This window comes from Flagellimonas sp. 2504JD4-2, assembly GCF_053642935.1.
The window spans coordinates 1,211,665-1,232,402 of sequence record NZ_JBSIOV010000001.1 but is presented as its reverse complement, the minus strand read 5'-3'; the positions used below and the strand labels follow the sequence as shown (position 1 = coordinate 1,232,402).

Annotated in this window: 15 protein-coding genes; 4 read left to right on the top strand and 11 right to left on the bottom strand. The window is 41.0% G+C overall.

The window, feature by feature from the left end; genetic code table 11:
* Window positions 1–359: 359 nt before the first annotated feature.
* Window positions 360–1,376: an inositol 2-dehydrogenase gene (gene iolG, locus ACULLH_RS05530; protein ID WP_454087724.1), complete on the top strand. Its 1,017-nt coding sequence runs from the start codon at window positions 360–362 to the stop codon at window positions 1,374–1,376.
* Between the two features lie 11 nt (window positions 1,377–1,387).
* Here iolG and ACULLH_RS05525 read toward each other — a convergent pair whose 3' ends face one another.
* The 9 genes from ACULLH_RS05525 to ACULLH_RS05485 form a co-directional block, all read right to left on the bottom strand.
* Window positions 1,388–2,800: a c-type cytochrome domain-containing protein gene (locus ACULLH_RS05525; protein ID WP_454087723.1), complete on the bottom strand. Its 1,413-nt coding sequence runs from the start codon at window positions 2,798–2,800 to the stop codon at window positions 1,388–1,390.
* 3 nt (window positions 2,801–2,803) lie between these two features.
* Window positions 2,804–3,727 carry a beta-propeller domain-containing protein gene (locus ACULLH_RS05520; protein ID WP_454087722.1) on the bottom strand — a complete coding sequence of 308 codons (924 nt, stop codon included), beginning with the start codon at window positions 3,725–3,727 and terminating at the stop codon, window positions 2,804–2,806.
* Window positions 3,728–3,738: 11 nt separating this feature from the next.
* Complete coding sequence (locus ACULLH_RS05515; protein WP_454087721.1) at window positions 3,739–5,190, bottom strand: DUF1501 domain-containing protein; 1,452 nt, start codon at window positions 5,188–5,190, stop codon at window positions 3,739–3,741.
* Window positions 5,190–8,144, bottom strand: coding sequence for a PSD1 and planctomycete cytochrome C domain-containing protein (locus ACULLH_RS05510; protein WP_454087720.1), 2,955 nt, complete (start codon window positions 8,142–8,144; stop codon window positions 5,190–5,192). The genes ACULLH_RS05515 and ACULLH_RS05510 overlap by 1 nt, the downstream gene beginning before the upstream one ends.
* A 70-nt stretch (window positions 8,145–8,214) precedes the next feature.
* Window positions 8,215–9,219: a LacI family DNA-binding transcriptional regulator gene (locus ACULLH_RS05505; protein ID WP_454087719.1), complete on the bottom strand. Its 1,005-nt coding sequence runs from the start codon at window positions 9,217–9,219 to the stop codon at window positions 8,215–8,217.
* Window positions 9,220–9,351: 132 nt separating this feature from the next.
* On the bottom strand, window positions 9,352–10,560 hold the full coding sequence (locus ACULLH_RS05500; RefSeq protein ID WP_454087718.1) for a hypothetical protein: 1,209 nt from the start codon (window positions 10,558–10,560) through the stop codon (window positions 9,352–9,354).
* A 138-nt stretch (window positions 10,561–10,698) separates the two neighbouring features.
* Window positions 10,699–11,478 carry an outer membrane lipoprotein-sorting protein gene (locus tag ACULLH_RS05495; RefSeq protein WP_454087717.1) on the bottom strand — a complete coding sequence of 260 codons (780 nt, stop codon included), beginning with the start codon at window positions 11,476–11,478 and terminating at the stop codon, window positions 10,699–10,701.
* A 26-nt stretch (window positions 11,479–11,504) separates the two neighbouring features.
* A complete protein-coding gene (locus ACULLH_RS05490) occupies window positions 11,505–13,883 on the bottom strand; it encodes an efflux RND transporter permease subunit (RefSeq protein ID WP_454087716.1) in 2,379 nt (792 codons plus the stop codon).
* A 183-nt stretch (window positions 13,884–14,066) separates the two neighbouring features.
* Entirely contained in the window at window positions 14,067–14,666 is a 600-nt protein-coding gene (locus ACULLH_RS05485; protein WP_454087715.1) for a TetR/AcrR family transcriptional regulator, read from the bottom strand.
* Window positions 14,667–14,865: 199 nt separating this feature from the next.
* On the opposite strand from ACULLH_RS05485, the gene ACULLH_RS05480 reads away from it, so the two are divergent.
* Complete coding sequence (locus ACULLH_RS05480) at window positions 14,866–15,507, top strand: GntR family transcriptional regulator (RefSeq protein WP_454087714.1); 642 nt, start codon at window positions 14,866–14,868, stop codon at window positions 15,505–15,507.
* Between the two features lie 10 nt (window positions 15,508–15,517).
* Window positions 15,518–16,411 carry a nuclear transport factor 2 family protein gene (locus ACULLH_RS05475; RefSeq protein WP_454087713.1) on the top strand — a complete coding sequence of 298 codons (894 nt, stop codon included), beginning with the start codon at window positions 15,518–15,520 and terminating at the stop codon, window positions 16,409–16,411.
* A gap of 9 nt (window positions 16,412–16,420) precedes the next feature.
* Here ACULLH_RS05475 and ACULLH_RS05470 read toward each other — a convergent pair whose 3' ends face one another.
* A complete protein-coding gene (locus tag ACULLH_RS05470; protein ID WP_454087712.1) occupies window positions 16,421–17,455 on the bottom strand; it encodes an alpha/beta hydrolase in 1,035 nt (344 codons plus the stop codon).
* A gap of 88 nt (window positions 17,456–17,543) precedes the next feature.
* On the opposite strand from ACULLH_RS05470, the gene ACULLH_RS05465 reads away from it, so the two are divergent.
* On the top strand, window positions 17,544–18,797 hold the full coding sequence (locus ACULLH_RS05465; RefSeq protein WP_454087711.1) for an NRAMP family divalent metal transporter: 1,254 nt from the start codon (window positions 17,544–17,546) through the stop codon (window positions 18,795–18,797).
* Here ACULLH_RS05465 and ACULLH_RS05460 read toward each other — a convergent pair whose 3' ends face one another.
* Window positions 18,798–20,738 (bottom strand): OmpA family protein, encoded by a 1,941-nt coding sequence (locus ACULLH_RS05460; protein WP_454087710.1) that lies wholly within the window; start codon window positions 20,736–20,738, stop codon window positions 18,798–18,800. It lies immediately after the preceding gene.

The window sequence follows — 20,738 nt, the reverse complement described above, 5'->3', positions numbered from 1 at the left end:
TCAACGGAGATTTTGCACCTCAAAAAATCCACGGAACCAATTAATAAAAAAAAACCAATATGTTCTTTACAATTTTTTAGCACATTGCAATACTATTTTTGCAATAAATGTTTTTTTGAAGTCCCAGTTACGCAAATTAACATAATTGTGATTCCTTTTCGTACAAGTACATTTTAAAACAATCTATCAATCCTTATCACATAAGCTGAATGGATAAATGGACTTCAAATTTCCATGTTGAGGGTTCAGAATAAACTCGTTCAATACATCAAACAAATTCACCTGAAACCCCCATTTTCACAACAAATTTCAGTTGCAATACTGACCTGTGAAACGTATCTTTAAATAAACCAAACCATATGCTTAAAGTTGGAATTATCGGGGTAGGAAGAATGGGGAAAATCCACCTCGAAAATCTTTCCAGAAAAATTGAAGGAGTTGAACTGATCGCCGCTGTCAATCCAGGAAAGGAAGGGCAAAAATTTGCCTTGAATCAAGGGGTCAAAAATGTTTCGGATGATATTGATATCATAATCAAGGACCCAGAAATTGATGCCGTCCTCATCAGTTCACCCAGCGATACCCATTCCGAATATGCCGTCAAAGCTGCCCAAGCTGGAAAGGCTGTTTTTTGTGAAAAACCCATTGATAAATCCCTCAAAAAATCAAGTGAGACGATAAACACAATTTCCAATTTGAAAGTTCCCTTGATGATTGGTTTCAACCAAAGGTTCGATACCAATTTTTCCAAGGTGAGAGCTGAAATTTTAAATGGAAAAATCGGAAACCTTCGCAGTCTGCAAATTGTAAGTCGTGATCCCGCTCCTCCTCCTATTTCCTATATTAAAAAATCAGGAGGATTGTTCAAGGACATGACCATACATGATTTTGATATGGCCCGGTTTATCATGGGATGCGAAGTAGAAGAGGTTTTTGCCTATGGCAATTGCCTAGTGGACCCGGAAATCGGAGAAGCTGGTGACATTGATAGTGCGACTGTTCTGTTGAAGTTTGAAAATGGCGCTGTTGCCACAATTCAAAACAGTCGTGAATCAAAATATGGATATGATCAACGGCTCGAGGTATTTGGATCTAAAGGTGTCATAAAAGTTGATAATCCACTTAAAAGTGAAGTGTGCATCGCAACTGAAACGGGTTCTGGTCTGGATCGACATCTGAACTTTTTCATGGATCGTTATGAATCCTCCTATCTTGAGGAAATACGGGTTTTTGTAGACGCTCTCCTAAACCAAACTCCCATGCCAGTCACCGGGGAAGATGGGCTCAAAGCCATGATACTGGCTGAAGCCGCCAATAGATCCTTAGAGGAAAATCGTCCCGTAAAAGTTGACAGCATTAAAATCGATGACCTTTAGCGATTGAGAGTCTACCGTTTTTCTTCAAAAACTATTTGTAATTTTTGATGTTCCCTGCGAAGTTGCGCAACGGTGATGCTATCCACCTTGGACTCTGAAAGGTAAAGCCGTTTTAGGTTTGGAAGTTGGGGAACAAGCGAGAGCAATCCTTCGGAAACACCGGTTTTGTATAAATTGATGGATTCCAAATTTTGTAGTTGAGCCAGATGAATCAACCCCTCGTCAGTAATTGTGTTGGTACTGAGGTTCAACTTTATCAAGTTTTCCAATTTACCTATTTGTTCCAAGTGTACATTGTTGACTCCTGAATTGCTCATGTTCAACCAAATCAGCTGATCTTTTAGTCCCAGAAGGGTTACCAAAGCCTGGTCATTCAATTCTTGTTCACTCAAACTAAAGTTCGCTTCCAAAAAGTTGTTGTCCATGATCAACTGATTCAAAATAAAACCGTGGTTTGTCAACGAATCAATAACTTCTTTCTTTGGCGCCTCTACTTTTTGGTTCAGAAGATTATTCTTGTCCAGACCTAAATATTTTTCCACCATCACCTTCATCTTTTCATCAGGTCCCATGGCCACAAAATAACCACTAGGGGGAACGTTCTTTTCAATCCACCATCCAATTATGGCCACTTCATCATCGGATAAAGGTGGCTTGCCCTCGGTGGGCATAAAGTCATCATGGGTCTGTGGTAACGTAATACGTCGGTAGATGTCACTCGAATTTGGGTCGCCCGGCACTACAACTTCTCCGCTTTCCCCGCCCAATGCAAGATTTGCATAAGTGGTCAGGTCTAAATCGCCTTTCTTCTTGTCATCATTGTGACAGCTAACACAACGTCTGTCCATGATCGGTGAAACCAAATCCAAATACACATCCGCTGAATCCAGCACCGTAACTTTTTCCCTTGGAATTGCTTTATCTGGCATCCCGGCCAGATTCCTGACAACATTGGGGGCATATTCCAACAAATACGTGGATCCATGGGTTAGGTTTCCTCCTAAATGTCCTGTGTAAATAATAGTAAATGTCACAAGGGATACCAAAACGGCCCTCGCATACGACGGAAGTTTCAATTGCTTTCTCGAAACAAAATAACAAACTAGTGAAAACAAGAATACAGCAACTCCCATCCACTTATGCCAGAACAAGGTATCTTCATTATAGTCTCCTGACAGCGAAAGAAAATAACCAAAAAGCACCGCGAGAAAGGCACTTATGCTTCCGAGCGCCCACAGATAATGTGTATAATTTTTTAAAGGTTGAAATTTTGGCTTTTTAACGACCCATTCCACCAAAGCGGACAATAGTAAAAACCCTATTGGCAAATGAACAACCAAGGGGTGCATTCTTCCCAAGAAAAGTAGAAAATCCGAAGGACCTTCCATGCCACCACCGTTGAGCAAAGTTATTATCAAGGTCATTCTTTATTTAAGCGGAGTCCCTTTTATGCGTTTCCCATTCGTAGTTAATATTTGAAAATGGTGCGCTCTATAATTATTGTACGTCCAAACGATATTTTTGTCCTTATCGACTTCAAATAGTTTTATTCCCTCTTTGGCACCATAACTTGCAACAACCGTATTTCCGTTAGGAAGTCTTTGTGCTCCACAAGGGTCAACTAATGGGTCTCCATCAAAATCAGCATTGGATATCTGCCAGACGATATTTCCATCGGCATCCAGTTCAACCACACGATTGCCATTGGTAAGGGTGACCAAGGTATTGCCGTTCTTCATCCGAATCGCTGTGAAAGGCCATGTTTTTGCACTTCGCCCTCCAAAATCCTCATAATCTGTGCTAAAGGTATTGACAATTGTTCCATCCGGTTGGTATTCTTTGACCGCAAAGGCCAACAGGTGCGGAACAAGATAGTTCCCGTTTTTTAACTTTCTGGCCATACGGGTCTGCATATGCACATTTTCTGTTTCAGGTTGAAGTGGGGTGCTTTTGACCACTTCGCCCTTTTTATTGATTTCGACGATTCGCGGTTTCTTTCCAGATTCGGTAATCAAAGTGTTCCCATTACGAAGCCTGACCGCTGTTCCAAGTTCCATTTTCTTTTCCGACCTTTTATAGCTAAGAATAACTCTCTTTTGTGCGTCGTACTCCCGAACCTCGCTGGCCCAACAAACCAAAATATTCCCATTTTTAAGCACATAACCATCTCTAGCACCTCTTTTTTGGGAATCCCAAACTACTTCACCTGCTTCATCAATGATGCCGGTAAATTGAGGTCCCGCAACGAAAAAGGAATGGCTAATTCCTGATGGGGATTTTTGAGCCAATAAAAACATTGGCATTAGTAAAAAGGAAATTAATCCAATCTTAAAAGCTGATTTCATCTTCATTTGATTTCTTTTTATGCTAAAACATCCTTGATCACATGGCCATGAACATCGGTCAATCTCATGTCCCGCCCTCCAAAACGGAAGGTAAGGCGCTCATGATCTATCCCCATTAAGTGCATTATAGTAGCATGAAGGTCGTGGACGGTCACTTCATTTTCTATCACCCGATATCCGTATTCATCGGTCTTCCCAAAAATGGTACCTCCCTTTATTCCAGCTCCTGCCATCCACATGCTAAATGCCGAAGGATTATGATCGCGTCCATTTAATCCTTGGGCAAATGGGGTTCTACCAAATTCCCCGGTCCAAACTACCAAGGTTTCCTCCAACAATCCTCTCGATTTAAGATCTTTTATCAAACCGGCGATGGGTTGGTCCACAGCGTGTGCATTTTTCTCATGACCGTCTTTTAAATCTCCATGCTGATCCCAACGATCGGCACTTACTTTTGGACATGTCAATTCAATAAATCGAACTCCTCTTTCCACCAATCTACGTGCCAGCAAGCATTGGGCGGCATACCCTCTTGTGTGGGGATCATCGGAATCAAATCCGTATAATTTCTTGGTCACTTCGGTTTCTTCCTTAAATTCTGTCAATTCAGGAATCGACGACTGCATTTTATAGGCCAATTCATAATTTGAGATTGCTGATTCTATTGCATCGGCCTCCCCAAGAGCTTCCAACTGTTTATCATCCAATTGTTTGATAAAATCCAGTTTTTTCTCCTGTAGGTTTGGAATACCCTCTTTAGGAATGATGTTGGCCACAGGTTGCGGACCTGCCCTAAGTATCGATGCCTGATAGGAAGCTGGTAAAAAGCCATTCTTAAAGTTATCAAGTCCTCCTGGAGGTATCAGCCCCCCATCCAAAACCACATAACCGGGAATATTTTTGTTTTCGCTACCCAAACCATAGGTCATCCAAGAACCCATGCTTGGTCTTCCTTGCAGGCCGCTTCCCGTATGCAAAAAGTAGTTGGCATTGGTATGTTCTGGAAATTGGGAGGTCATAGACCTGATTAGGGCGATATCATCCACACAGGTTGCTATATGTGGAAAAAGGTCGCTTACCGGCATTCCACATTCCCCATATTGTTTAAAATCCCATGGACTCTTCAAAATTTTGCCCACATTATCGAACTGCGTGGCATCAACCTTGAATTTCTTTCGCGGATCCTGTCCGTTTTCCTTGGTAAGTCGCGGTTTGGGATCAAAGGAATCTACTTGCGAAACACCTCCATCCATATACAGGAAAATCACGTTTTTGGCCTTCGGAAGGTGATGGGGTCCCAATTGTAAGTTCGAACCTGTATCCAGTAGTCCTCCTTTAGAGCGCCCACAGGAAAAAGTGGTGACCCCGAATAGGCTCATAAAGGCAAGAGATCCAAATCCGCCTTTACATATGCTCAGCATTTCACGACGTGAAAGCGGTTTTCGCATAAAATTATGGTACTTACTCATCAGATCAGGTATATAAATTCTTTAAGGTTAAAAATACTATGGCAATACTCCTTCCATACTTCCAAGTCCTTGTTTTCATCCATCTCGTCGATGTCCTTCATCGCTTTGATGGCAATCATAAATTTGGAAGCGTTATCAATTTCCTTTTCAGTTGGTTTTCTTGAAAACGTCTGCATATAAATCCATTCAATCTTTTGGTCAAAGGACAAATCCTTCTCCGCCAAAAGCTTCTGTGCCAAAATCTCCGATTGCTGAATTACAAAAGGATCGTTCATCAGAATAAGGGATTGCGCAGGTACATTGGTGACGTCTCGACGGCCAAAAGTGGTAAACGGTATTGGACGATCAAAGGTGGTCATCATAGGTTCCAAAAAGTTTCGTCTTACTTCTTGGTATATGCTTCTTCGGCCGGCACCATCCAATGGCCCAGACTCTTTAGGCTTTCCCCTACCTCCCATAAATTCCGTTAGGTAGGTTGCAACCGGAGGGCCGTAAAGTGTGGCATCCAAAGTACCAGAAGCTGCTAGAATTCCATCACGGATGGCTTCGGACTCCAACCTTCTAATTGGAAAAGAAGCTAAATAGATATTGTTTGGGTCCTTGTCCGAGGGTTCAAGATTGTTTGAGGTACTTCGTTTAAATGTTTCAGAGGTAACGATATACCTGACCATCTCTTTAATGGACCAATCTTGCTCTTGAAACCTTATGGCCAGATGATCCAATAGCTGGGGATGGGAAGGCAATTTCCCTTGAAGCCCAAAGTTGTCCACCGTCTCAACAATTCCTTTTCCGAAAAGATGATGCCAAATGCGATTGACCATTACCCTTGAAGTAAGCGGGTTATCCGTGTGAAGCATAGCTTCAGCCAGCTCCAATCTACCGCTACCGTTGGATTGAAAAGGTGTATCGCCCGCAGGCAATACCGATAAAAACCTTCGAGGGACATTTTCTTCGGAAGGTTCTTGATACCTCCCTCGAATAAAAACTGGACTATCTGTCGCAGAACCATCTGATACTCCATAGATGAACGAACCACTTTTCAGGGGTTCATAGAGTTTCTTAGCGCTGTCTATAGCAGTTATCAGTTCAGGAAAACGAAGATTTAGCCCTCCCTTTTTGATATTGGTGTTGATCGCACCAACCATTTCCGATGAAAAATCTGTTAAAGCGGTTTTATCATCCGAAATTTTTACCTCATTAGGCCATTTAGCATTGTATGAAATGGCATATTGGGCATCGACAAATGCATTTGGAGGTAAGCTATAATTATGTTGTTGGTATTCCCCAGGTAGAATTTCTATATAGGCCTTATGTCCCTTCCAAGGTTCAACGTTAAACGAATAATTCTTCCACGCTGCGCTTTTAACCTTCTGGGTAAGCCCTCCATAAATGGGCCATTGTATCAATTGAAAATTATCGATAATGACTCGAATTGTACTTTGCTCTCCCCTAGCACGAACACCTATAAAATCAGCATCCAAAATGAAATCTGGGGATCGCAATGTTCCCAAAACTCCTGTGCCAAAAGCCTTGCTAGTGGCCCTTCCCTCATCCAGCGCCAACAATTTTCCTGTGGATATGTTGATATTTGGATTTCCCAGCGTTGTTCCATCTCCAAAGGCAAGGCCTGTGGTTACCCAATTGCCAAAGTCTGCATTTCTAAAATCACCAATTTTCTTGAAGCCAGTAGTTGTGTTGGATTCAGACTTAACGGTTGAAGGGTTGGTCGTTGTTGCCAGTAATTTTTCCGCCACTGTCTTTTTCGCGTACTTCTGGATATCCAATATTTCGTTTGCAGTGATTTCTTTAGACGTGGAAAGATCTGCATCCAGAGGTGTAAAACGAGTACTTTCCATAACACCATACATGGCATAATAGTCCGCAGCGGTAATGGGGTCAAATTTATGGTCATGACATTTTGCACAGGACACCGTCAAACCTTGAAAGGTTTTCGTGGTAACATCAATCATGTTATCAATACGATTCGCCTCATCCTGTTTAATATCGACCGGGCTGTGGGTACCTTCGCCCATAGCATAAAAAGCCGTGGCTATCTGTGATTCCAAGATTCCAGTTTCCTTATCGTATCTTTTTTCCTCTAAAAGATCTCCTGCCAAATGTTCTTTCAATAGTTGGTCATAGGGAATGTCGTTGTTAAAGGCCCTAATGAGATAATCACGGTATTTCCATGCACCTGTAATAGGATAATCGAACTCATGACCTTTAGTTTCTGCGTATCTGACCAAATCCATCCAATGTCGGGCCCATCGTTCGCCAAAGGCTTGGGAATTCAAATAACTGTCCACCATTTTCCCATAGGCATCACCTGAGCTATCCAAAACATAATCTTCGACTTCCTTTGCAGATGGAGGAAGTCCTGTTAACAGGTAAGCCACCCTTCTAATAAGCGTATTTTTATCCGCTATGGATGCCTTAACGAGCCCTTTTTGTTCTAATTGATAATCAACAAACTGATCGATATTCGCATTTTTATCCGCTTCATTTACACTGGGTTTGATGAACGACCAATGTGGTTTCCATTCCGCACCCTGTTTGACCCACTTTTCCAAAAGGTCTTTTTCCCTTTGGGTTAGTTTGCTATTGGTTTCCGGGGGAGGCATGATCTTATCTTCATGTTCATGGTTGATCCGGAACATTAGCTGACTTTTATTTGGTTTTCCAGGCACAACGGCAAAACCACCTTCTTTAAGTGCCGCAGTGGCTCCTTCGTAAGTATCCAATCTCAAATCCGCCTTTCGACTACTTGGGTCCGGGCCATGGCATAAATAACAGTTTTGGACAAGGATGGGACGAATGTGAAAATTAAAGTCCACTGTTTTGGGAAGTGGTTCATAAGCAGTATCAGAATTACCACAAGAAAAAAGGATAGCAGACAGCAAACATAGCGTTCCCCCCTGTATTGTTTTTCTTATGATATCCTTGAATTTGAACATAATAGTCAAGTTATAAAATTCTTTTGATCAAGATGTTAAAATGCTCACGTGTGCTCTTTGCGTCAAAAAACTACGCAGAGCCTCTAAATATGATTTTTGGTTCTATGATTTTCTTTTCAAAACTTATGGTATCGCTTTTTATCTGAGCCAATAGCAGCTCAAACGAGCTAGCTACCATTGAGGGAATGGACTGTTGCACCGTTGTCAATTCAGGTTCGCAGGCAATACCCATGGGATCGTTGTCAAAACCAATAACGGCTACATCATCAGGAACGCGAAAGCCCTTCTTTTTTAAATATTTAATGACGCCAATACCCATCTCATCCCTCACGGCTAAAATTCCATCTGGCTTTTCCTCTAATTCCATCAACCGTTGTGCATACTCATAGCCATCTTTCATAAAAAAACCTCCTTCAATAATGTGCTCATCAGCGCATGTCAGGTTGTTGTCTTTTAGCGCTTGTTTATACCCCGCCAAACGGTCACGAAATATCTGATGACGATACCGGGTCGAAATATAGGCTATTCGTCTTTTTCCCGATTTGATCATCGCGGTCACCGCATCATAGGCTCCTTGAAAATTATTGACCACAACCTGTGATGCCTGTGTTTCTTCCGGAGCACGGTCAAAGAAAACGTATGGAATGTTTTCTTCTTTAAGTATATCGAAATGACTGTCATGAACCGTATCCTTGGTTACCGACGCAGCAACACCAGCGACCCTATAACCGATTAGCGAATCAATAATATCTTTCTCAATACCGGGTTTTTCCCCAGATTGAAAAATCATGACCGAATATCCTTCCTCCTTGGCTATCTCCATAAAGTCCGAGACAAACTTTGAGAAGAAATAGGGTCGTAAATCGGGAACTACCACGGCCAGAACATTACTACGCTTGTTTCTAAAGTCCTGGGCCAGACGATTGGGTTTATATCCCAGCTCGATGGCTTTCTTTTTGACCAAATCACGTGTCTCCGGCTTCACAGAACCGGTATCCCGCAATGCACGAGAGACGGTTACGTGGTGAATCCCCAACTCACGCGCGACATCCTTGATGGTTATGGAACCTTTCATTCTCAATTTTCGATAGGTAAATATAAAATGCTCACGTGAGCTTTCCAAGGAATTTATAAAAAATCCAACTTGTCAACTTCCATTTTAACAAAGTTACATCTCCTAATATTTTGAAAGTCAGTGGCTAATCCTCTAAAAGAAGCGTGAAATGGTAAATCTTAAAAAGCTGTCTTCCCTGAAGTTCCCCAAAATCAATTCTTCGTCGGCAATAGAACTGAACACCCTAGCTTCAATTTCAGCTCGCCAATTGGAACCAAACCGTCGTGAAGCTTCCAAGCTAAAAATCTTGCTACTTGACTCTAAATCCGTCACTCCTCCTATCAAAATTGAAGTATCCTGAATATCATTAAACGCCAATCTACTTCCAAAGAAAATATCATTTTGAAGGGCATTCAATGAAAGTTCGTCACGTTCATCGTACAGGTATTCCCCCAGTAGTCCAATATCAAGTCCATTTCCATCAATATTGCTAAAGGTATATTCGAGTCCGGCCACCATTGCCGTAAAATCTTGGGCATCCGCATTTCGGTAAATGGCTTCCAACTTCCATAGAAACGCGTTATGGGTAATTTGCACATCCAGCCCAGTCTGGTGGATTACAGGATAAAACGATGTTATATTTCCCAAAGGATCGAACACGAACAAAGGCTCTCTTCCCGTGCCATAGAAATGGGAAAGTCCGACATCAAAAATTCCAAAATAGTGCTTCCAACGTACCGCAAAGTCCTGTCTCCATTCCTGTGCCCCACTTTCATAACCCAAATCATCCTGATTAATCACAGTTCCAAAACGCAATCTTCCTTTCTCTCCCGGAAAAGTACGTTTCCTATGGTAAGGCAAATAGAAAAAATCAAAAGTTCCCAGTTTACTCGTTATATAGCTGAACTGTACCATGGGTTGACCCAATTTTTCCTCGCCATCGAAGGTTTCCACAGCATCGGTTTGGTTGATAATATCCACCAAATGGTTACTCTCCGCCACTCCCCAATAGACTTTTTTTAATCCGACACTTAATTCCCAGTTATCCTTGGCTTTCTGGTAGTAGAGTTCACGAATATCCCAATGGGTTCGTTCGTCATCGCGGTCCAACCTTAAAAAACCGGTGAAATTCACACTTTCATAGCCTTCATTCCATTCAATTGAATACTCTGGGCGAAATGCCAAAGCTGGATAATGGTCCAATTGTGAAGGAAACTGGGCCTCGTTAAAAAAATAACGGTATTCGGCCTCAAGTTCCAATTCAAATTCGTGGGTGGTTTTACTTTCTTTGGACTCTTGGGCGATTCCCTGAAAAATGCACAAAACCATTGTGGTCAGACCAAAAAATTGACCGTATTTCATATGAAAAATTACATTAGAATTAAAAATCAAGACCAAGGTATTTAATCCGCAAGCCGTACAATCACAATCCCATCCAAAAGCTTACAAAACCAACACCCTGGCCATGTTGTTATCGAGTTAGTCGAAAACGCGAAGGAATCAGTTTCCAGCCCTCTTTAGCGCTACTTCGGTGAAGTCCTCATCCGCTAAATCCGCACCAAAATTGTATTCCCCAAATTTTAGCAATGTTTCCTTATTGCTTTGATGGTTAACCATGTTGAATGTGGCAGCTCTCCAAAACTTGTTTTTATACAGTTTATAATCGCTATAGACCAAGGTTTTCAACAAGGCATTTTTTCGATCATAGAACTCGATTTTCTCCAAACGATATCCCTTGCTCTTGTTGTAGGTAACCACCCTTCTAGTATAACCCGATTTAGGGTCCACGGGATCTTGTTCCACTTCCAACAGATCTCCATCCTCCTTTAAAAATTTGTATCCATATTTTTCCACCTCTTGGGAGGAAAGATCTTCATAGGCAAATTCGCTACCGACGAAGGGACCTGATTTGTTATTTGAAGAAATACGTTTTACCCTTTTTATTGAAGGGAGATACAGCCATTGATCATCGGCACCTACTTTATGGGTAAAGGTCAAGGTTGCCGTTCCTTTTACATCTTTTGGACTTTCGAAAACGATCAGTGACTTATCTCCATCCTCGGTTAATTCCAAGGTGCGGGTGGTCAAAAACCGCTCGCTGGTCTGTCCGTTCTTATTTTTAAGGGTCATTTTGAGTTCCACTATTGAACTTCCGAACCCTTCGTCTGCCTTTTCTGCCGCCTTGGCAATTTGAAGACCGCGTTCTTCTGCTGATTGGGCAAAGGTCGAAGACACCACAAAGGCCATTATTATTGGGATTAAAAAACTATTTCTTTTCATTTTAAAACGATTATTTGTGTTTATGTTTATTTGTCTAATTGCATTTGCATTTTGGCAGTAACCACTTCTTCTTTTTTCTCTTTACTTGTTAAAATCAATAAGGAGGGCAGAAGAATAAAATCTATGATAAGGGCTGCCAAAATGATGATTACCGTAATTCTGGCCATATAACTGTTCAGCGCGAAGGTAGAGGTCGACAAAACCACGAAACCTGCCAACAGCACAAGTGTAGTGGTCACCAATGCTTTACCAACAGTCTCAAAGGCATAAATGATGGCAGCTTTGGCATCATACCCCAACTCGCGTCGTGCTCTTAAAAATTTACTCATAAAGTGCACTGTGTCGTCGACAATGATTCCCAGGGTCATACCAAAAACAATTACCATTCCTGTGTTGATTGTCCCCTTAAACAGGAACCATAATCCAAAACCAACCAATACTGGAGTTACATTGGGAATAATACTCAACAGTCCCAGCTTCACATTTCTTAGGGCTATCATCAGCACCAATGAAATAAGGATCAGCGCTATGATATTCCCCTTGAACATGCTCTCTGCTTGCCTAAATCCAAGTTTTGAGAACATCAGGGTAGGGCTAACTCCTATGGCATGCATGGATTCAGGAGCATTGTCCTTCAACCATTGCTCGGAGCGTTCTGAAAATGCGATCATCTCGGCACTGGAATTATTCTTCAAAGTGACCGTAACCCTGGACTCCGATTTATCCACGTTGATTTGATTGTTCAAATCGAGGCCAAAAGGCAATGAAAGCTCATATAGTAATAAGTATTGTGCAGCCTCTTCCCTGTTTTCAGGAACCTTATAGAAGGATTCATCGTCACCATGCATGGATCGATTCACCCTACGGGCCACTTCGCTAAATGCATTAACGTGTACTACCTCGGGTTGTTCTTCCAACCAATCTTCAAATTGGTTAAGCGTTTTTAGATATTCAGGATTGTTGATTCCCCCACTTTCACCACTTCCAACAGAAAATTCAACATTATAAAAACCAGTAAGGTTTTCGTTTATAAAATCACTATCCTGTCTGAACTGAACAGTGGTATCAAAATATTCAACGAACTCATCATTGAAAACATTTTTGGTAGCCAAGAAAGTGAGAATACCTATAACAAGAGTGGAAACTATGGTCAATCTGACCGGCTGCTGAACCACCAATCTACCCAGGTTGGTATACAATCCTGTTTTAGCCGCTTCACGCTCAACCGCCTTTTTTGATTTCCAGATTGGGAAAATGGACATTAAAGCAGGTAAGGTAGTTGTGGAGTAAAGAAAAGCCATCCCCATTCCGAAAGCAACGATATTCCCTAGGTCCCAAAAAGGAGGCACGTCTCCAAAATTCATGGTTAGAAAACCAATGACCGTGGTAAGACTGGTAATAAAAACAGGCATAAAGTTGAGTCTCATAGATTCTACCAAAGCGTCTTTCTTGCTCAACCCATCCTTACGTACTTTTTGTAGAAAAGTGATAAGGATGTGAATACTATCTGCAACTGCCAAGGTCAGAATCATGGTTGGAAAAACAGCCGATGGCGGAGTTAGTTTGATGCCGTTGAGACCTATAAATCCGACCGCACTTACGATGGAAAAAATCACGACAAACAAAGTTGCAATGGTGGCAAAAATGTTTCGTGTCAAGATTAAAGTAACAACGACCACAAGCAACAACATGACCATGGTAAGCATTAAGTCTTTTTGTGATGACTCAAAGAAAGCTGTGTTCAGCGGAACCAGTCCGGTGGTATAAACATCGAACTCTGGATGGTTTTCCTTGAATTTTGAAATCATATCCCTTGTAGCAATAGTAACTTCAGGAATTTCAGCGGCACTATCTTCTCCGGGCAGCCTTACGGTGATGTTGATTGCCGTAACGCTACCTTCCTCATTGATGATTCTATGTATCAAGAGCGGCTCTTTGAGGGCTATCTCCCTAATTTCTTTGATCTCCTCCACAGTCTTGTTTGCAGAGTCGTAAGCCAAATCATCCACATAAAGATCATCTCCTTGGGCACTGGTATGTTGAAAATTGGTCACAGCGTCTACTCTTGAAGAGTATGGTGTGTTCCATGCCTCAGCAGTGAGTTCCTCTATGGCCACCAAATTTTTCTTGGTGAAAACATTCCCGTTTTTAGGAGCCAAAACAACAATGATATTGTCATCTTTGGTGTATTTTTCCTGGAGGGCATCGAATGCTTCGAGTTCAGGATTTGATTCACTGAAAAATACGTGGTAATCTCCATCGAATTCCATTTTTCCTTGGGAACCCAGTCCCATGGCCAACAAAATGGACAAGATCAAAACAGGCCATTTGTACTTGATTACAAAATTCGCCCAGTTCTTGGCAAACTGGTTGGCTGCATTTTTGGTTTTTTGAATTGCGTTCATTGTAAGGTTTATAAGTGATTTTAGTTTTAGACGATTTATCTCTATTCAATTGGACAATTATGTATTAAATTTTTACTACTAACTGACCGGTCATTTATTACTTTGGCAATAGTTTTTATCTTCTTTTGATTTTATTTCAATTCATACTAATTGACCAGTCATCTAGTACTTAATCAAAAAAAATTAACTGAACATGAATCTTTTGATCATGACCATGTAATTATCAATCGGATAACTACTTTTCATTTCTTTCATTGAAGTCATGGCACCTTTACCGGCATCTTCAAAAAATGCAACGATATCCCTGGCAGCAATGGTGTCATCTATCTCACCCTGCTTCTGGGCTTCTTCAACAACCTCCGCAATTATTCCATGAATAACTTCTTCTTTGAGTACAATGGCCTTTCTTATTTTCTCACTATGTTCCGCCATTTCGCTACCCAAACTGCAAGCAAGACATCCCATTTTGCAATCCAACTCATTCTTCAAAACATCGGTTCGGAATTCATAAAACTCCATCAATCGCTGTTTCGGGGATTTGGATGGTTGCATCAGTATCTCCCTCGCCGGTGTAAAATGCTGTTCAAAGTATGCTTCGATAGCCTTCACGGCGAAATCCTCTTTGCTATCGAAATAGAAGTAAAAAGAGCCCTTTGGGACTCCAGCAGCCTGTACAATGTCGTTAACACTGGTGGCATTATACCCTTTGGACCAAAGAATTTCCATACCCTTTTCTATAAGGGTATCACTTTTTTGCTCGCCTTTTATCGTTTTCAATTCCATTTACGTCGCAAATATATGACCAGTCGTCTAGTAAGCAAAATAATCCCCAAAAATTTAACACAGCTTAAACTTTTAAAACAGTTTTTTTCAGGCTGGGTCAACGAAAAAAGCCCATACGGGAGTTGACCGCTTTGTTAAAATTTCTGGATTTATAATCAATAATTATGTTAAATCGTATATTATATACTATATTGGTATTATGATTGAAACCATAAGCTTACGGGAACAGATTAGTCATTGGCTGCAGGAGCAAATGCTACATGGGAAGGTAAAAAGCGGACAAAAGCTTTCGTTGGCCGAACTATCCAGGGACATAACGGTAAGTGTCACCCCTATTCGAGAAGCTTTGGTGCAATTGGTGCGTACCGGAATCGTAAAGAACATTCCCAATCGGGGATTTTACATTCCCCAGTTGAGCTCAAAAGAAGCCCAGAGTATTTATCCGGCCATTTACGCCCTTGAAAAGCTGGCTTTGGAACAATCCACTATTAGCCCGGGCCAAATCACAACCTTGGCCTCTATTCAATCTGAGTTTGAAAAAGCTTCCACAAAGCAGGAAGCTGTACGGTTGGATCTCCAGTTTCATGACGTGTTAGTGCGTAATTACGATAATGAAGTCATACGCAACATTCTGAAGGATCTTAAGGTACGTGTCTTCTTTTACGAACTTCAGTACATGGACAATCCTAAAAATCATCAAAAATCAATTCATGCCCATTATGCCATCCTGAATTCCCTGATGGATAAGAACATAACAAAAGCTGCTAAGCTGCTTCAAGAGAACTGGGAAACCAGCGCAAACTTTATAGAAAACAGTTATAACACAGAGACATCCTCCTAATCCAATACCAATGACCGATTATATTTATCCCATCAAGAAGTTGAGTCAGCACTTTATCTATGCACTGTTTTTTTTGGTTTCTTGTTCCGGACTTTCACAAAGTCCAAATAAGCAGGAGGATACTGATCACCCCCCCTATATTTTCAATTCGGACAACCTGAAACAGCATTCAAAAAACTTGTCAGAAATCTACAATCAGATGGCAAAATATTACGAGGGGGTTGAAAAGGCCAATCTTGACCTTTTGGATGAGGTTTTCCATAAAAATTGGTTTATGCGTGATACCGACACTCCTGAAGAGGCCACCTTGAACATAGAAAACAAACAAAAGTTTATAAAAAGGGTCCGTGATCATGGGCCATATCCTGGTTACGCCAAGCATAGAGCTTTTACAACCATCGGGTTTGCCAATGACAATCTTGCCTTTGTTCGCATCAACAAAAAGAGTTCCACGAGCTTTTTCCTTTATAAACTAAATGGGGAATGGATGCTTATGGATAAACTATGGGCGACCATGGAGCCATCCAGTTCTGGTCAGAGAGGTTCTTCCAACTTTTCAGAAGTTGATGAATTAATGACCAATTATTTTAAAGCAGTCAGCAGGGAAGATCAGGAAGCACTGGACAAAATGTTACATCCAAACTGGGACAAAAAGGTCATAACCATTGAAAACAAGATCGAAATCATCCGTAAAAGCGACTTTCTAGAAAATATTGGAACCGCTTCCAAGAATGCGGATCATACGAAGCTGTTATCCACAGACCTCTATCACCAGAAGTTAGCTATTGTTAGGGTCGACTTTCCGGAAGACTTCACTACCTCCTTCCTTATTTGTTTTAAGATCAATGGGCAATGGACCATCGCAGGAGAGCGAACGACTATCAAAAAAGCAACTGTCAGTTAATACCGACTATTATTCTTGGGATACAACAGCCAAATCTATTTCTGCTGGATGTAACCCAACAATTTCTTCCAAGAACTTTTCCGTTTCCTGTTGAACAGATTCCAAATCTTTGGAAGTTATGGAACAAGTCATTACGTGGTCTCCTGTATTCGGAAAGGCCATTTTTCTTTTTGAAGTTTCTTCAGTACCAAGTTGGTCGTACATTTCAAGCATGGCAGGAACCGAAACCACTTTATCTTGAATGGAATCGTTTTTATAAAAATATCCGAGAAAGGTAGGCTGTGTCACGTCTTGAAAGGTTTCCGGAAGCATAGTATTGTCCACTAATGTCTGTAGCTGGGTCAAGGCCTCCATCCGGTATTTTGTGGTCCAGTATTTCTTCTTTTCTTCCGTGGCCTCAAACTCATAGTAATCACTTTTCTTAACGGCTTTCGCCAATTGGATTCCCCAAGGTCCTGTCAAAAGTTTTGCGCTTTGGTCGTAAATCTCAACATTGGGGGAATAAAGTAATATTCCGGCAATATCATCATCCCCTCCTGCAAGATGGAGCGCTAAAGTGCCTCCTGTAGAAGTGGCCATAATAATGACCTTATTTCCCAACTGTTTAACAACCGAGATCGCCTCTTTTGCAGAATCCAACACATCATCAGCTGTTAAATCCAACATTCCCTCCTTCTCCTGCAATCCATGACCGGCCAATCGTGGTAAATATAAATTACATCCATATCGCTTCGCTGTTTGCAAATGAATTGGATCTCCCTCCTTGCTGCTAGCAGACCATCCGTGGATATACACAATGCTATATTCTGTTTTTGTGGGAATACTATCGAACCAAATTATTCGGGATTCATTTTCTGGTTTAATATTGGGTATCCGCCCTTCCTTATCATGTATCCACTTTTCCAATTCGGATAATTCCGAAGTTACCACCGGAAGCGTCTTATCCAAGTTGGGTTCGTCCACTTTTGGACCCAATACATAGATTACGCCCAATAATACGATCAACACCAAAAGGCCTTTGAGAATTTTTACAAGAAATTTCATGGAGATGTGTTTAAGCAGGCTTGTTTTAAAAGGATTTTTAAGGAGTTGTATAAATATACTATTTTAGTCAGACGTACTTTTAGCTTTCATGTCAAAACTTAAGATCCTACTGAAAAACCTTGGCCCTGGACTATTGTTTGCCAGCATGGCCATTGGAACTTCCCATTTAGTACTTTCAACAAAGGCAGGAGCTCAATTCGGATGGGTTATGGTGATTCCCATCGTGTTGGCCAATATTTTGAAATATCCGTTTTTTGAATTTGGTATTCGGTACACAACGGTTACCGAAAAAAGTTTGATTCAGGGTTATCTCAACCTCGGAAAAAAGTACCTCTGGATCTATGCTTTTGTAACCATAATTTCAATTTTCACCTTGCTGGCTGCCCTTTATGTGGTCACCGCCGGGTTATTAATGAATTTGTTCAATATTTCCAATCTTAGTGTGGGAATGGTCGCGCTTTGTTTGTTCGCTTTTATTGGAGCCATATTGATTATTGGTAAATATCGTTTTCTTGAAAATTCGTTGAAAGCGGTCATATCCATTTTGTTTGTAGCATTGATCATTACCACGGTGGTCGTACTTAACAAAGGAGGTGTACCCGGTGCAGAATCATACCAAAGACCTGAAATTTTCAATGAAGTCGGCATTCTGTTTTTAATAAGCCTTATGGGATGGATGCCCACTGCGGTGGAAGCTTCGGGATGGGTAAGTCTTTGGAGTATGGAAAACATGAAAACAATGAGAGTAAAACCATCTCTCAAGGAAGCTCTTCAAGAGTTTGGTCTTGGTTACTTTTTGACTGCATTTTTGGCAATTTTCTTTTTAATTATTGGTTGGATGACCTTATATGGAACCGGAACCGAATTGAGCGGAAGTGCGGTTGTTTTTGCGGATCAAGTGGTTAGTCTATTCACCACGAACATTGGTAATTGGGCCTATATTATGATTGCTGTGGCGGCTTTTGCCACCATGTTCAGCACGTGTATGACCGCCCATGATGCCATATCACGAGTAAGTTTAGACGTACTCCAGAAACTTTTCCCAGAGACTACGTCCTTTTCGAGCAAACAAGCTTTTCCAATCACCGTGATTATTATGGCAATCATAAATTGGATAGTAATTGTAGGCTTTGGTGCCAATATGGGCAATTTGGTTGGTCTTGCAACCTTCGTTTCATTTGTGATGGCCCCATTAATTGGATGGATGAACCTTAAAACGGTTATGAGCAATGATATGCCTATGGAATATCGACCTAAAAAGAGATTACAGTGGCTTACCTACATTGGCATGCTGTTCCTTGCACTATTTGCATTGTACTATTGCTGGATCCTACTTGCCTGATCAATTAAAAAGTACGTTGTCATTCAGTACCACAATCAATGATCGCTGGTTTTGCCTGTGTAACATCTCGAGACAATAAACCCCATTGGTACAATTATTCAGGATTTTATCCTCTCCATATCCTATTGAATACAAAATGCTAGTGGAAGGAACACCGTTTTTAACCAAATACGCCTTAATGGTATCCGAGCGGCCCTGGCTAAGCTTAAAGTTGGTACTGCTACCTCCTCTGCTATCGGTATAAGTCTCTATTCTGAGCTGTACCATGGGAAACCCCTTAATAAAGGTAACCGCCTTATCCAATTCAGCTTCAATATCAGGAGTTAGTTGTGTAGAATTTCTATCAAAAAAGAAGTTATTCATTTTCACCACCATTTGCCCTTCTTTTTCTTCCACCAAATCATCGTAAGAAGCTATTTCAATGTCATATTCAGCATTGTCAATGGAATTCAGTTCTTCTTCATTTAGTTCTTTGTTGAAAGTTGAAAATCGCTCTTTTCCAGCCTCCACAATTACTTGATTCTTCCAAGGAATTTCAAGTCTATAGTTTCCTTCATCGTCCGAATATGTTTCAGCTAAGAGCGTACCGTCTGTTTCCCAAAGACGCACGGCAGTTTGTCCAACAACATCTGATTTTCGATTCGTTTTTACCACTTTTCCCTTAAGAGCAAGTGTTCGTAATCCCGGTTTTTTATCGACTTTGAATCCGTAGAGGTCATCTTTTCCTTTTCCTCCCGCCCTATTGGAAGCAAAATATCCTAGAAGTCCATCCCCCTCGTTTCGCATAACCAGTCCAAAATCGTCTTCTGGTGAATTAATTCCTTTTCCCAAATTAACAGGAATACTAAAATTATCGCCTTCAATATTCGATTTATAGATGTCCATTCCTCCAAGTCCGTAAAAAACATCAGAAGAGAAGTAAAAACTGTTTTCGAAAATAAACGGGGCTATTTCGTTACCTGAAGAATTTACCCGTGGGCCCAAATTTATTGGAGCCGACATAATCTGACCGTTGTTGGTGTACACAAAATAGATATCCGTGCCTCCATAACCGTCATCAAAATTGGCTGCGAAATAAAGCTTTCCATTGTTATGATCGTAAAATGGATAATAAAAGGATGTGCTTAAATCTTTTAACAACAGTCTAAGCGGTCCCCCTTTTTGCTGCATGGCAATCGCCAAGGCATTTTTTCCATTTTCATCAAAGGATAGCTCTCCATCCTCTGAATTCGACATCACATAAAAAATACTACGCAATTCTTTTGAATAACTCGGCGTGGCCCTATGAAAATTGGAATTGGCGATGCCTGAAAAGGGAACTGCCGAAGAAACCTGTCCGTCCTGTTGCACAGAAGCTTCATAAATATTTAGATAACCTTGCTCTTGCGACTTTTTCTTTTTACCAATAATTCTTCCACTTGAAAACAATAGTTTGTTATCATAAAAACTCGGTGAAAAATCCAACTGTGGACTATTGGTTTCCAAGTTAAAAATCCTAAAATCCAAGTTCTCAACCAGTGCATCCCCACTTAACAACCGAGCATTGAATTCCATATTCTCAAGAAACTCCTTTGGAAATTTTGATGACATGGTCGTCAAAAAGGCTTCTTTTCTCTCCTTTGTAGAACTCTTTGCGATACTCTGCAGCATTTTGTTCAAATGATGTCTATCATCCAATTTATCCTTTTCATATAACTCTATATAGGCCTTGGCTGCTTTTTCAAAGCTGTTGGTCTTAAAATAGGAGTCGGCAAGGTTTAGGTATTGTTCCTCTGTCAACAAACCTTGGGCTAGATCAGCTTCGTACGCCACAACAGCATTTCTGTAATCGTATTGAAAGAAATAGGTATCTCCTTTGGACCTTTTAGTTTGGGCCAAACCGGCCATCATTCCCAAAATAAAAAAAGACAGCGTGAGGGATATTTTTGTTATTTGCGTCAT

Coding starts and splice junctions, on each gene's coding strand:
- ACULLH_RS05525 (WP_454087723.1), bottom strand. CDS start 2,800: ATGACCTTGATAATAACTTTGCTCAACGGTGGTGGCATGGAAGGTCCT.
- ACULLH_RS05505 (WP_454087719.1), bottom strand. CDS start 9,219: ATGAAAGGTTCCATAACCATCAAGGATGTCGCGCGTGAGTTGGGGATT.
- ACULLH_RS05470 (WP_454087712.1), bottom strand. CDS start 17,455: ATGAAATTTCTTGTAAAAATTCTCAAAGGCCTTTTGGTGTTGATCGTA.
- ACULLH_RS05475 (WP_454087713.1), top strand. CDS start 15,518: ATGACCGATTATATTTATCCCATCAAGAAGTTGAGTCAGCACTTTATC.
- ACULLH_RS05495 (WP_454087717.1), bottom strand. CDS start 11,478: ATGAAAAGAAATAGTTTTTTAATCCCAATAATAATGGCCTTTGTGGTG.
- ACULLH_RS05520 (WP_454087722.1), bottom strand. CDS start 3,727: ATGAAGATGAAATCAGCTTTTAAGATTGGATTAATTTCCTTTTTACTA.
- ACULLH_RS05480 (WP_454087714.1), top strand. CDS start 14,866: ATGATTGAAACCATAAGCTTACGGGAACAGATTAGTCATTGGCTGCAG.
- ACULLH_RS05510 (WP_454087720.1), bottom strand. CDS start 8,144: ATGTTCAAATTCAAGGATATCATAAGAAAAACAATACAGGGGGGAACG.
- ACULLH_RS05490 (WP_454087716.1), bottom strand. CDS start 13,883: ATGAACGCAATTCAAAAAACCAAAAATGCAGCCAACCAGTTTGCCAAG.
- ACULLH_RS05515 (WP_454087721.1), bottom strand. CDS start 5,190: ATGAGTAAGTACCATAATTTTATGCGAAAACCGCTTTCACGTCGTGAA.
- ACULLH_RS05500 (WP_454087718.1), bottom strand. CDS start 10,560: ATGAAATACGGTCAATTTTTTGGTCTGACCACAATGGTTTTGTGCATT.
- ACULLH_RS05485 (WP_454087715.1), bottom strand. CDS start 14,666: ATGGAATTGAAAACGATAAAAGGCGAGCAAAAAAGTGATACCCTTATA.
- ACULLH_RS05465 (WP_454087711.1), top strand. CDS start 17,544: ATGTCAAAACTTAAGATCCTACTGAAAAACCTTGGCCCTGGACTATTG.
- iolG (WP_454087724.1), top strand. CDS start 360: ATGCTTAAAGTTGGAATTATCGGGGTAGGAAGAATGGGGAAAATCCAC.
- ACULLH_RS05460 (WP_454087710.1), bottom strand. CDS start 20,738: ATGACGCAAATAACAAAAATATCCCTCACGCTGTCTTTTTTTATTTTG.